The following is a 13,281-nucleotide window of genomic DNA, read 5'->3' on the forward strand; positions in this document are numbered from 1 at the left end:
AGAGTGCGGGAGGCACGCGAAGGCGAGCGCGAAGTTCACGGCGGCCGTTAGCCGATCAGGCTCGCGTCCGGCAGACGCCGCGCGATTTCGGCGATCAGCGCGCGAGCGAGCGCCTGTTTGCCGGCGCGCGGCAGCCGCGTGATGCCGCCTGCCTCGAACAGCGCGACTTCGTTATCGTCGCGGCCGAACGTCAGCGGCCCGAGGTTGCCGATCAGCAGCGGCACGTTCTTGCGCACGCGTTTTTCTTCGCCATGCACGTCGAGCTCGCCGCTCTCGGCGGCAAAGCCGACGCAATACGGCGCATGCGTGAGATGGGCGACTGTGGACAGAATGTCCGGGTTTTCGACGAACGTGAACGCAGGCACCGCACGATCCGCGGTTTTCTTGATCTTGTGCTCGCTCACGTGTTCGGCGCGCCAATCCGCCACCGCGGCGACGCCGATAAAGATGTCGTAGTCGGGTACCGCGCGCATCACCGCTTCATACATCTGCTGAGCGGTTTGCACGTCTTCGCGGTAGACGCCCCACGGCGTATCGAGCGCGACCGGACCCGCGACCAGATGCACGTCCGCGCCGGCCTCTTGCGCAGCACGGGCGAGCGCGAAACCCATCTTGCCGCTCGAGCGGTTCGTGATACCGCGCACCGGGTCGAGCGGCTCGAAGGTCGGACCCGCGGTCAGCAGCACGCGGCGGCCGGCGAGCACCTTCGGCTCGAAAAACGAAACGATCGCCTCGTAGGTGGCGTCGGGCTCGAGCATCCGGCCGTCGCCGATCTCGCCGCACGCCTGCGCGCCGGAGTCGGGCCCCAGCACCTGCACGCCGTCGCCGCGCAGCAGCGCGACATTGCGCTGCGTCGCCGGGTTCATCCACATCTGACGGTTCATGGCGGGCACCACGAGCAGCGGACAGTCGCGCGCGATGCACAGCGTGGACAGCAGATCGTCGGCCATGCCGTGCGCGAGCTTCGCGAGAAAGTCGGTGGAGGCCGGCGCGATGACGATCGCGTCCGCTTCACGCGACAGATCGATATGCGGCATGTTGTTCGCGATACGCGCATCCCACTGGCTCGTGTAGACGGGGCGCCCGGACAGCGCCTGCATCGTGACCGGCGTGATGAATTGCGTCGCCGCCTCGGTCATCGCGATCTGCACGGTGGCGCCGGCTTTCACGAGCAGGCGCGTGAGTTCGGCGATCTTGTAGCACGCGATGCCGCCCGTCATGCCGAGCACCAGATGCTTGCCGGCGAGCTCGCCGGCGATCGCGGACTCGGGCACAGCGGATGTGTCGCGCGCATCATCGCGTTGCTCGGTCGACGCGGCGAGCGCGTCGTTGGTCAGCTTGTTTGCCACTGAAGTCTCCGACTAAACGTCGACCCTACCCGCGCATTTCGGCGCCTGTGCCAGCGCATGTCTGAGCGCGTACCCCAGCACACCCTCAGCACACGTCCGAGCACCCGTCAGCGTGCCCCGCGCACGCGCCGCAATTCGTCGATCACGAGCAGCACGGCGCCGATCGTAATGGCGCTGTCGGCAAGATTGAACGCGGGCCAATGCCATCCGCCGACGTGGAAATCGAGAAAATCGATCACGTGGCCGTACATCAGCCGGTCGATCACATTGCCGAGCGCGCCGCCGAGAATCAGCGCGAGCGCGGTGCAGAACATTCTTTGCGTGCCGTGGCGCTTGAGCAGATAGCAGATCACGAGCGCCGCGACGATACCGAGCAGCGTGAACGCCCAGCGCTGCCAGCCGCCCGCCATCGCGAGAAAACTGAACGCCGCGCCGCGGTTGAACACAAGCACGAGGTTGAAGAACGGCGTTATCACGTGCGACTCGCCGTACGCGAACACCTTCGCGATCGCGATCTTCGTCAGCTGGTCGGCAAGGATCACGATCAGCGCGACGCCGAGCCATGGCGCAAGCGACCCGCTCGCCGATTTCGACAGGCTTCTGGACATTATGCCGCGCTCCTTGCTTCGCCGTTGCCGAACAGGTTGTTCACGCAGCGGTCGCACAGCGTCGGATGGTCGGCATCGGCGCCGACGTCCGCGCGATAGTGCCAGCAGCGCTCGCATTTCAGATACTTCGACGCAATCACTTCGACGCCTTCGTCCGTCTCGCTCTCCACCTTGACGACGTTCGCCGCCGACGTGATCAGCACGAACTTCAGATCGTCTTCGAGGCTGGCCAGCGCATCGTAGCGCGCGCCGCTCGCGCGCAACTCGACTTCGGCCTGCAGCGACGAGCCGATCAGGTTCGCGACGCGCGCTTCCTCGAGCGCCTTCGTCACGTCGCCGCGCACCGCGCGCAGGAGCGCCCATTTGTCGAGCAGCGCGGCACCGTCCGGCACCTCGGGGTAAGCGTGATAAAGCTCGGTGAAGATGGTCTCGCTTTGCGGCTGAAACACCTTCCATGCTTCTTCGGCGGTGAACGACAGGAACGGCGCCATCAGACGCAGCAGCCCGTTCGCGATGTGATACAGCGCGGTTTGCGCGGAACGGCGCGCGGCCGAGTCGGGCGCGGTCGTGTAGAGGCGGTCCTTCAGCACGTCGAGGTAGAAGCCGCCGAGGTCTTCCGAGCAGAACGTCTGCAGCTTTGCGACCACCGGATGGAACTCGTACCTGTCGTAGTGCGCGAGGACGTCGGTTTGCAGGCTCGCCGTCAGCGCGAGCGCGTAGCGGTCGATCTCGAGCCATTCGCCAACGGGCCGCGCGTGCTGCGCGTAATCGAAGTCCGACAGATTGGCGAGCAGAAAGCGCAGCGTATTGCGGATGCGCCGATAGCTTTCGGTCACGCGCTTCAGGATTTCCTCGGAAATCGCGAGCTCGCCCGAATAGTCGGTCGACGCAATCCACAGACGGATGATTTCCGCGCCGAGCCGGTTCGACACTTCATGCGGATCGATGCCGTTGCCAAGCGACTTGCTCATCTTGCGGCCTTCGCCGTCGACGGTGAACCCGTGCGTGAGCAGCGCGTTGTACGGCGGCCGGCCGTCGAGCATCGACGCGGTCAGCAGCGACGAGTGGAACCAGCCGCGGTGCTGGTCCGAACCTTCGAGGTACAGGTCGGCCGGGAACTGCAGTTCATCTTTGTGCGAGCCGCGCAGCACATGCCAGTGCGTCGTGCCCGAATCGAACCAGACGTCGAGCGTATCGCGGTTCTTGTCGTACAGGTTCGCGTCGTCGCCGATCAGTTCGCGCGGATCGAGCGTTTGCCACGCTTCGATGCCGGACACCTCGACGCGTTTCGCGACTTCCTCGAGCAGTTCGAGCGTGCGCGGATGCAGCTCGCCCGTTTCCTTGTGCACGAAGAATGCCATCGGCACGCCCCATTGGCGCTGGCGCGACAGCGTCCAGTCCGGGCGATTCGCGATCATCGCGAACAGGCGCTGCTTGCCCCACGACGGAAAGAACGCGGTTGCCTCGATGCCTTCGAGCGCGGTTTCGCGCAGCGTCCTGCCGCCGTCGCGCGGCTTCACGTCCATGCCGGCGAACCATTGCGACGTCGCGCGGTAGATGATCGGCGTCTTGTGGCGCCAGCAGTGCATATAGCTGTGCGTGTACTTCTCGCTGCGCAGCAGCGTGCCGGCCTCGCGCAGCGCGTCGACGATTTTCGGATTCGCCACCCAGATCGACAGCCCGCCGAACAGCGCGAGCGATTCGATATAGCGGCCGTCGCCCATCACCGGGCTGATGATGTCGGAGTCCGCCATGCCGTGCGCCTTGCACGAGACAAAGTCTTCGACGCCATACGCCGGCGACGAGTGAACGATGCCGGTGCCGGTATCGGTCGTTACGTAATCGCCGAGATAGACGGGCGACGTGCGCTTGTAGCCCGGATGCGCCGACGACAGCGGATGATGGAAGCGCAGGTTCGCCAGTGCGGCGCCGGGCGCGGTCGCGATCACGCGGCCCTGCAGGTTGAAGTCCTTCATGCACGCTTCGACGCGCTCTTCGGCGAGGATCAGCAAGCCGCGCTGCGTATCGACGAGCGCGTAGACCACTTCGGGGTGCACGTTCAGCGCCTGGTTCGCGGGGATCGTCCACGGCGTCGTGGTCCAGATCACGATGCCGCCTTCGGCGCGCGGCAGCGCCGCAAGACCGAATGCCTGCGCGGTCTTGTCCGGTTCCGCGAACGCGAACAGCACGTCGATGGTCGGATCGGTCTTGTCCTTGTACTCGACTTCCGCTTCGGCGAGCGCCGAGCCGCAGTCGAAGCACCAGTTCACGGGCTTCAGGCCGCGAAACACATAGCCCTTTTCCATGATCTTCGCGAGCGCGCGGATTTCGCCGGCCTCGTTCGCGAAGTTCATCGTCTTGTACGGGTTGTCCCATTCGCCGAGCACGCCGAGGCGCCGGAAGCCCGCCTTCTGCTTCTCGATCTGCTCGGTTGCGTACGCGCGCGCCTTCTGCATCACTTCGGCGGCCGGCAGCGACTTGCCGAACTGCTTTTCGATCTGGATTTCGATCGGCATGCCGTGGCAATCCCAACCCGGCACATAGACCGCGTCGAAGCCCGCCATATTGCGCGCCTTGACGATCATGTCCTTCAGGATCTTGTTCACTGCATGGCCGAGGTGGATGTCGCCGTTCGCATACGGCGGGCCGTCGTGCAGGATGAATTTCGCGCGGCCCTTCGAGGCGGCGCGGATTTTCTCGTAGACCTTGCGCTCCTGCCAGTCCTTGACCCATTGCGGCTCGCGCTTCGGCAGGTCGCCGCGCATCGGGAACGGCGTGTCCAGCAGGTTGACCGGATACTTGGCTTGCGGTTTCGAATCGGCTTTCTTGTTGCTCATGGTGACGTAGCGGTGAATACGGTGTTGGCGCCCGTGTCGGCGGTCGGCGCGGATTTGCCCGGGATTGCGCGACCGGTAGTACGAGGCGGCGCGGCTTGCGAACCGTCGGGCCCGTCCGGCGGACTGTGCCGGCTGCGGGTCGAACCCGTCGGTTCAGAACGCTTCGGTGCGCACGGCTCCGTTCCGCACGCACGATGGCCGTTTATCTAATTCGGTCGGTCGCCGAGGTCGAGAAGTTCGTTGACCGGCTGCCCGGCGCGCGACCCGGCTCGAGCGCTTCGAACCATGCGCGCGCGCTCGCGACATCGCGCGCGATCGCGGCAGACAGTTTTTCGAGGTCGACATACTTCTCCTCGTCGCGCAGCTTCTTCAGAAACTCGACGCGCACGAGTTTGCCATAGGCGTCGCCATGCCAGTCGAGCAGATGCACTTCGAGCAGCACGCGGCCGGAATCGTCGACGGTCGGACGCAGCCCGAGGCTCGCGACGCCGGGCAGCGGCTTGTCTTCGACGCCATGCACGCGCACGACGAAAATGCCCGACAGCGCGGGCCGCTTATGCGCGATCGGCAGATTCAGCGTCGGAAAGCCGAGGTCGCGGCCGAGCTTGAGCCCATGCACGACATGCCCGCTGATCACGTAATCGCGGCCGAGCGCGGCGCGCGCCGCGTCGAGGTCGCCGGCGACCAATGCCGCTCGCACACCCGAGCTCGAGATACGCGCGCCAGAGGGATCCGCCACCGTCGGCATCTGCTCGGCTTCGAAGCCGAAGCGCTCGCCGGCCGCTTTCAGCGATGCGAAGTCGCCGGCGCGCTTTGCGCCGTAGCGGAAATCGTCGCCGATCATGACCCAGCGCGTGTGCAGCCCGTTGACGATGATCCGCTCGACGAACGCATCGGGCGACTGGCTTGCGAACCGTTGATTGAAGTGCTCGACGACGACGCGGTCGACACCGTTCATCCGCAGCGCTTCGAGCTTGTCGCGCAGCATCGCGATGCGCGGCGGCGCGCCGGCCGGGTTGAAGAATTCGCGCGGGTGCGGCTCGAAGGTCATCACGCAGACGGGCAAGCCGCGTGCATCGGCGGCTGCGCGCACGTGCGCGAGCAACGCCTGATGGCCGCGGTGGACACCGTCGAAATTGCCGATGGTCAGCGCGCAGGGCGCACGGCTTTCGGCATTGGGAAGACCCCGAAAAACTCTCACGATAGCGGGCTGCGGTAAATGCCTGAGGTTAGTACCCGTCGTCGATACCGGGTTGATGAGGCCGGTGATGCGATCAATGAAGCGCGACCGATCCCCGCAAAACACACGATTATAAACGCTCAAGGCCGCCGACGGCTTCGCGTCGCGGTCCGCGCGGTGCCGGATGGTAAAATCCGCCGATGAAAAAACTCGTCATTCTGATTTCCGGACGGGGCAGCAACATGCAGGCGATCGCGAACGCCTGCGCGCGCGAGCGCTGGCCGGCGCAAGTCGCCGCCGTGATTGCCAACCGCCCGGACGCCGCCGGGCTGCAGTTTGCAGCGTCGCAAGGCATTCCCACCGCGGTGGTCGACCACCGCCAGTTTCCCGACCGACAGTCGTTCGACATCGCGCTCGCCAACATGATCGACGCCTATGCGCCCGATCTGCTGGTGCTGGCCGGCTTCATGCGCGTCTTGACCGATGGCTTCGTCGAACGTTACGCGGGCCGCATGCTGAACGTCCATCCGTCGCTGTTGCCGAGCTTTCCGGGCCTGAAAACGCATCAGCAGGCGCTCGACGCCGGCGTGCGCGTGCACGGCGCGTCCGTGCATTTCGTCACGCCCCGGCTCGATCACGGGCCGATTGTCGCGCAGGCGGCCGTGCCGGTGCGCGCCGGCGACGACGCAACGGCGCTCGCCGCGCGCGTGCTCGCGACCGAGCATCGGATTTACCCGCGCGCGGTGCGCTGGTTCGTCGAAGGGCGGCTCGCGCTCGATGGCGAGCGCGTCGTTCTGACGCCGCCCGAGCCGCAAGCGTTTTTCTTCGACGATATGGGCCGCGCAAATGACGCGGCCGACTGCAACGCCACCGCGGAGGGTGCATGAGGCTGCATGGTTTTCTGATTGGCCAGACCGAGACGCTGCTCGCCGAAGTCTTGAAGTTCACCGGCCCCGCCGACGCGACGACGAGCCGCTTTTTCCGCGCGCATCCGAAGCTCGGCCACAGCGAGCGCGGCGTGATTGCCGAAGCGGTGTTCGCGGTGCTGCGCCGGCGCATGGAATTCGCGCATCTGGCCGAGAGCGGCAGCGGCAGCCCGGCGCGACGTCTGGCGCTGCTCGGTCTGATGCAGACGGCCGGCCGCACGGCGTTGAAGCCGTTCGTGAGCGAAGCGGAGGGCGAATGGCTCGAACGCGTATCGAAGATCGACCCGGCGAGCTTGCCGCAGCGCATTCGCATGAATTTGCCGGACTGGATCTACGACGCGCTCGCGAAGCGTTTCGAGCCTGAGGAGCTGGTGCAACTGGCTGCGGCGCTCAACTATCCGGCGCCGCTCGATCTGCGCGCCAATCCGATAAAGGCGAGCCGCGATGATGTGTTGCAGGCGCTCGAAAAGGCCGGCATCGACGCGGGCGCGATGCCGTTCGCGCCGCTCGGCGTGCGCGTGGCCGACAAGCCGCCGCTCACGAAGCTCGATGCATTCCAGAACGGCTGGATCGAGGTGCAGGACGAGGGCAGCCAGCTGCTGTGCTCGCTCGTGGCGCCGCGGCGCGGCGAGATGATCGTCGACTTTTGTGCGGGAGCGGGCGGCAAGACGCTCGCGCTCGGTGCGATGATGCGCTCGACCGGGCGGCTCTACGCGTTCGATATCTCCGAGCGGCGTCTTGCGAAGCTGAAACCGCGCCTCGCGCGCAGCGGCCTGTCGAACGTGAACCCGGTGCTGATCGACAGCGAGCACGACGCGAAGATCAAGCGCCTCGCGGGCAAGATCGACCGCGTGCTCGTCGATGCGCCGTGCAGCGGCCTCGGCACGCTGCGCCGCAATCCGGACCTGAAGTGGCGGCAGTCGCCCGAATCGATCGGCGAACTGACGCCGAAGCAGGCCTCGATTCTCGCGAGCGCGGCGCGTCTCGTGAAAAAAGGCGGCCGGCTCGTCTATGCGACGTGCAGCATTCTCGAAGCGGAGAACGAGGCGGTGGTCGCGCAGTTCCTGGCCGAGCATCCGGAGTTCGCGCTGGTTCCCGCGCGCGACGTGCTGGCCGAGCAGCGCATCGACCTGGAAATGGGCGACTATCTGTCGCTGTGGCCGCATCGGCATGCGACCGACGGTTTCTTTGCCGCCGTGCTCGAGCGGCGCGATTGAAGTCGACCGAAGATCACCCAGGCAGTCGCGCGTAGCAGGTGATCGAAGCGCCGCCCCACTGACCGAACGGAACCGCATACGTCCTGACCATGCAGAACACGCCGTTCTTCGAACCGCTGACCGACCTGCTGCGCGATCTCGGCGAGCGCGCGACGCTGTGGCAGGTCGCCGTGCTGGTCGGCGCGCTCGTGCTCGCGTGGCTGGCTGCGCGGCTGTTGCGCCGCACGCTGGACGCGCGGCGCGAGACGCGCTACCAGGCGTTGCGCTTCGGCGCGGAGGCGCTCAATCGCGCGTTCTTCCCGCTGATCGGTGCGTTCTTCGTATGGATTGCGCGCGCGGTGGCCGGACGCTTCATCCATACGACGCTGCTCGATCTCGCGCTGGTGCCGCTGGTCGGCATCGGCCTCATCTACATCGTGTTCTTCTTCGCGCGGCGCGCGTTCGGCCGCGACGGGCACACGCACACGTGGCTCGCGCTCGTCGAACGCGTCGTGTCGCTCGTCGTCTGGGTCGGCATGGGGCTGACGGTGATGGGTATTCAGGGCAACGTGCTGACCTGGATGGCCGGGGTCAGCTTTCGCGTTGCGAATACGCAGATCACGCTGCTGTCGCTGCTGTCCGGGTTGCTGTGGGTGTGCGTGACGATGGTGGTGGCAATGTGGCTCGGCGCCGCCTTCGAAGAACGCGTGATGCGCTCGAGCACGCTCGATGCGAATCTGAAGGTCGTGCTCGCGCGCGTCGGCCGAGCGCTGTTCGTCCTGGCGGCGGTGCTGATCAGCCTGTCGCTGGTCGGCATCGATATCACCGTGCTCGGCGTGTTCGGCGGCGCGCTCGGTGTCGGGCTCGGCTTCGGGCTGCAGAAGATCGCAAGCAACTATGTGTCCGGCTTCATCATTCTGCTCGACCGGTCGCTGCGCATCGGCGACACGATCAATGTCGGCGCGCTGCAAGGGCAGGTCACGCAGATCCGCACGCGCTATACGGTCGTGCGCGGCCTCGACGGCATCGAGACGCTGATTCCCAACGAGCGGCTCATCACCGACGTCGTGCAGAACCAGTCGTCGTATCTGACGCGCGGATTTCAGAAGACCGCCGTGCACGTGGCCTATACGACCGACGTCGAAAAGGCGATGGCGCTGCTCGCGCAGGCCGCGACCGGTGTCGAGCGCGTGCTCGAGGATCCGGCACCATCGGCGAATCTGGTCGGTTTCGGGCCGGACGGCATCAATCTCGAGCTCGGTTATTGGGTCGCGGATGCTGCGACTGGCACGTCGGGCGTGCGCTCGGCGGTCAATCGCAATATCTGGCGGCTTTTTACCGAAAACGGCATTTCGATTCCGTATGCACAACGCGATGTGCGGATCGTCGGAGCGGGCACTGCGGATGCGCACACTGTTAACGTGGCCGCGCCCGCCGCGAACGAGCCGGGAACCGCCGCCTGATGTGTTGTACAAAGCATTTATCGGTGCGCGACGGTTCGACGCACGGCGGTCGTTGCCGGTGGAGTTCATCATGTGACGTGCAGCGCCAGCACCCGCATCGACGGGGCCTGCGCGCCGCATATAGTGATGACCCGAATTGATGCGGCACAACAAATTTCTTATTTTTTACAACGACTTGGAACCCTTCAAGTAGAATGTCGTCCAACTCGGCCGCATGCTTTCACTTTCTTGACACGCGTCGTTGTATGCTTCTGCAGTGGCGTTCGCGCTGTCTCTCCGTCTCACAGGTAAATAGCCTTGCTCAACTCGCTGCTTGATTTCATCGCTCATGGGCTGCTTCGCTTTTCGTGGTGGCAACTCCTGCTCTACACCCTCGCGGTTACGCACGTCACGATTATCGGCGTGACGGTTTATCTGCACCGTTGCCAGGCGCATCGCGCACTCGATTTGCACCCTGCAGTCAGTCATTTCTTCCGATTCTGGCTGTGGATGACCACCGGCATGCTGACGGGCCAGTGGGCGGCGATTCACCGCAAACATCACGCGAAGTGCGAGACCGAAGAAGATCCGCACAGCCCGCAAACGCGCGGCATCTGGAAGGTGCTGCTCGAAGGCGCCGAACTCTATCGCACCGAAGCGAAGAACGAAGAGACGATGCGCAAGTTCGGCCACGGTACGCCGAACGACTGGATGGAGCGCAACGTCTACACGAAGTATCCGATCCTCGGCGTAAGCCTGATGATGGTGGTCAACGTCGCGCTGTTCGGCGTGGTCGGCCTGTCCGTATGGGCCGTGCAGATGATCTGGATTCCGTTCTGGGCGGCGGGTGTCGTCAACGGTCTCGCGCACTTCTGGGGTTATCGCAACTTCAATTCGGCGGACGCCAGCACGAACATCTTCCCGTGGGGCATTCTGATCGGCGGCGAGGAACTGCATAACAATCACCACACGTACGCAACTTCGGCGAAGCTGTCGAACAAGTGGTTCGAGATCGATATCGGCTGGATGTACATTCGCGTCCTGTCCGCATGCCGGCTCGCCACGGTCAAGAAGATTGCGCCTACGCCGCGTTTGGGATCCGGCAAGCTCGTGCTCGATCAGGACACGCTGCAAGCCGTGCTCGCAAACCGCTATGAAGTCATGGCGCGCTACGGCAAGGCGCTCAAGCGCGCGTATCGCCAGGAACTGGCGCATCTGAAGGAAGTCGGCGCACGCGAGAAGTATCAGCTGATGCGCGGTGCGCGCAACTGGTTCCACAAGGAAGAGGCGGGGCTCGACGAGCCGCAGAAGCGCCAGCTGCCGCAAATCTTCGCGAACAGCCAGAAACTGCGCACGTATATCGAACTGCGCAACGAGCTTGCGGCGATGTGGGAGCGTTCGAACGCGTCGCGCGAACAGCTTCTCGCGCAATTGCAGGACTGGTGCCATCGCGCCGAGCAAAGCGGCATCAAGGCGCTGCAGGAATTCGCGCTGCGTCTGCGGCGCTACGCCTGATTGGGCGAAATCCATTAAACTCTGACTACGTCACAGAAGAACCCCGCGTTGGCGGGGTTTTTCGCATTCTGGGCCCCGAAATGCACAAGAATGACGTGGTGGCCGCGTTTGATCAGCACCAGTCAGGACTGAGGAAATGATGAATGAGGTAATCAGGACCGTCGAGTACGATCGGCCGCTCGCGCAGGGGATGACCTGCGGCGTCGGCGAAGCGTGGGCCAAGGTGCCACAGGCGCCCTCGCCCGAGGAAAGACGTGCGCTGAAAGAGCGCATTCGCGCATTGCTCAAGCGCGAAAAAGCCGTGCTCGTCGCACATTACTACGTCGACGCGGAACTGCAGGAGCTGGCTGACGAAACCGGCGGCTGCGTAGCCGATTCGCTTGAAATGGCGCGCTTCGGCCGCGACAACGATGCGCAAACGCTCGTGGTGGCCGGCGTCCGGTTTATGGGCGAAACGGCGAAGATTCTGAGCCCCGGCAAGCGCATTCTGATGCCCGATCTCGACGCGACGTGTTCGCTCGACCTCGGCTGTCCTGCAGACGAATTTTCGGCGTTTTGCGACGCGCATCCGGACCGCACGGTGGTTGTCTATGCGAACACGAGCGCCGCGGTGAAAGCGCGCGCCGACTGGATGGTCACGTCGTCGATCGGGCTCGAGATCGTCGCCGATCTGCATGCGCGCGGCGAAAAAATCATCTGGGCGCCGGACCGGCATCTCGGCGGCTACATCCAGAAAAAGACCGGCGCGGACATGTTGCTGTGGCAGGGCTCGTGCCTTGTTCACGACGAATTCAAAGGCATCGAACTCGAGGTGCTGTGCGCCGAATATCCGCACGCGAAGGTGCTCGTTCATCCGGAGTCGCCGGAAAGCGTGGTCGCGCTGGCCGACGTGGTCGGCTCGACGACGCAACTGATCGACGCGGCGCAACGGCTCGATGCGACGCACTTTATCGTTGCAACCGATCTCGGCATTCTGCACAAGATGCGACTCGCGGCGCCGGGCAAAACGTTCATCGAAGCGCCGACCGCCGGCAACAGCGCGACTTGCAAGAGCTGCGCGCATTGCCCGTGGATGGCAATGAACGGACTCGCCAATCTTGCCGAGGTGCTCGAACGCGGCCACAACGAGATTTTCGTCGACCCCGCCATCGGCGAGCGCGCAAAGCTTCCGATCGACCGGATGCTCGACTTTGCCGCGCGCCAAAAGAAGCGCGTGCAGGCAAGCGGCGATCTCGCGCGTGACGGCGCACTGTTTTCGAACGTGGGAGCGGCCTGATGGGTGCCATGGTGGGTGCCGGCGAGCAACCTGGCTATCTTGGCGATGTCGTGTCGCCGCTCTTCGCGGAAATCCGCGCGCAATACGGCGATGCGCTCGATGCGGCGCTTGCGCGCAACGTCACGGACGCGCTTGCCGAAGACGTCGGCAGCGGCGACCTGACCGGATATCTCGTGCCCGCCGACGAAATGCGCGACGCGCGGATCATCGTGCGCGAAGAGGCGGTGCTGTGCGGCGTGATGTGGTTCGGCGAAGTGATGCGTCGCGTCGATCCGCGTATCGACGTGCGCTGGCGCTATCGCGAAGGCGACCGGATGACGGCGGACACGACGGTCTGCGCGCTGCGCGGCCCGGCGCGCTCGCTGCTGACTGCCGAGCGCAACGCGCTGAACTTCCTGCAACTGCTGTCAGGCGTCGCGACGGCGACGCGGCGTTTCGCCGATGCGATCAGCCATACGCCGGCGAAGGTGCTCGATACGCGCAAGACGCTGCCGGGGCTGCGGCTCGCGCAGAAGTACGCGGTGCGCGTCGGAGGCGGTGCGAACCAGCGGCTTGCGCTGTATGACGGCATTCTGATCAAGGAAAACCATATCGCAGCGGCCGGCGGCGTCGGTGCGGCCATGCAGGCCGCGCTTGCCCTGGACGCGAAAGTGTCGATCCAGATCGAAGTGGAAACGCTCGAGCAACTCGAAACGGCGCTTGCACACGGTGCCCGCTCCGTGCTGCTCGATAATTTCACGTTCGAAGCGATGCGTGACGCGGTCCGTATGACGGCGGGGCGCGCGGTGCTCGAAGTGTCGGGTGGCGTGAACTTCGAGACGATTCGCACGATTGCCGAAACTGGAGTCGACCGTATTTCGGTGGGCTCGTTGACGAAGGACGTGCGCGCGACCGATTACTCGATGCGGATCATTTAGGCGCCGGCGCGGCAAGCAAACAAGGCCATCGCGTA

Annotated in this window: 10 protein-coding genes; 6 read left to right on the plus strand and 4 right to left on the minus strand. The window is 64.8% G+C overall.

The window, feature by feature from the left end; all coding sequences use genetic code 11:
* Window positions 1-47 precede the first annotated feature (47 nt).
* From coaBC to BTO02_RS04100, 4 genes are all read right to left on the minus strand, one after another.
* The gene (coaBC, locus tag BTO02_RS04085) at window positions 48-1,259 is read right to left on the minus strand and encodes a bifunctional phosphopantothenoylcysteine decarboxylase/phosphopantothenate--cysteine ligase CoaBC (RefSeq protein ID WP_075158575.1); all 1,212 of its coding nucleotides are present in this window, start codon (window positions 1,257-1,259) and stop codon (window positions 48-50) included.
* A 197-nt stretch (window positions 1,260-1,456) separates the two neighbouring features.
* Entirely contained in the window at window positions 1,457-1,957 is a 501-nt protein-coding gene (gene lspA / locus BTO02_RS04090) for a signal peptidase II (RefSeq protein WP_075155951.1), read from the minus strand.
* Window positions 1,957-4,794: an isoleucine--tRNA ligase gene (ileS, locus tag BTO02_RS04095; protein WP_075155952.1), complete on the minus strand. Its 2,838-nt coding sequence runs from the start codon at window positions 4,792-4,794 to the stop codon at window positions 1,957-1,959. Before ileS ends, lspA begins: the two co-directional genes overlap by 1 nt.
* Window positions 4,795-4,996: 202 nt before the next feature.
* Window positions 4,997-5,995 (minus strand): bifunctional riboflavin kinase/FAD synthetase, encoded by a 999-nt coding sequence (locus BTO02_RS04100; protein WP_075155953.1) that lies wholly within the window; start codon window positions 5,993-5,995, stop codon window positions 4,997-4,999.
* 179 nt (window positions 5,996-6,174) lie between these two features.
* Between BTO02_RS04100 and purN the strand changes: the two genes are divergently transcribed.
* The 6 genes from purN to nadC all read left to right on the plus strand — a co-directional run bounded on the left by purN (window position 6,175) and on the right by nadC (window position 13,246).
* Window positions 6,175-6,861: a phosphoribosylglycinamide formyltransferase gene (gene purN / locus BTO02_RS04105; protein WP_075155954.1), complete on the plus strand. Its 687-nt coding sequence runs from the start codon at window positions 6,175-6,177 to the stop codon at window positions 6,859-6,861.
* On the plus strand, window positions 6,858-8,117 hold the full coding sequence (locus tag BTO02_RS04110; protein ID WP_075155955.1) for an RsmB/NOP family class I SAM-dependent RNA methyltransferase: 1,260 nt from the start codon (window positions 6,858-6,860) through the stop codon (window positions 8,115-8,117). Before purN ends, BTO02_RS04110 begins: the two co-directional genes overlap by 4 nt.
* A gap of 89 nt (window positions 8,118-8,206) precedes the next feature.
* Complete coding sequence (locus BTO02_RS04115) at window positions 8,207-9,559, plus strand: mechanosensitive ion channel family protein (protein ID WP_075155956.1); 1,353 nt, start codon at window positions 8,207-8,209, stop codon at window positions 9,557-9,559.
* A gap of 297 nt (window positions 9,560-9,856) precedes the next feature.
* Window positions 9,857-11,053, plus strand: a complete 1,197-nt coding sequence (locus BTO02_RS04120; protein ID WP_075155957.1) for a DesA family fatty acid desaturase — start codon at window positions 9,857-9,859, stop codon at window positions 11,051-11,053.
* A 139-nt stretch (window positions 11,054-11,192) separates the two neighbouring features.
* Window positions 11,193-12,329, plus strand: coding sequence for a quinolinate synthase NadA (gene nadA / locus BTO02_RS04125; protein WP_075158576.1), 1,137 nt, complete (start codon window positions 11,193-11,195; stop codon window positions 12,327-12,329).
* Window positions 12,329-13,246, plus strand: a complete 918-nt coding sequence (nadC, locus tag BTO02_RS04130) for a carboxylating nicotinate-nucleotide diphosphorylase (RefSeq protein WP_075155958.1) — start codon at window positions 12,329-12,331, stop codon at window positions 13,244-13,246. The genes nadA and nadC overlap by 1 nt, the downstream gene beginning before the upstream one ends.
* Window positions 13,247-13,281: the final 35 nt, after the last annotated feature.

Source organism: Paraburkholderia sp. SOS3, assembly GCF_001922345.1.
GTDB lineage: Bacteria > Pseudomonadota > Gammaproteobacteria > Burkholderiales > Burkholderiaceae > Paraburkholderia.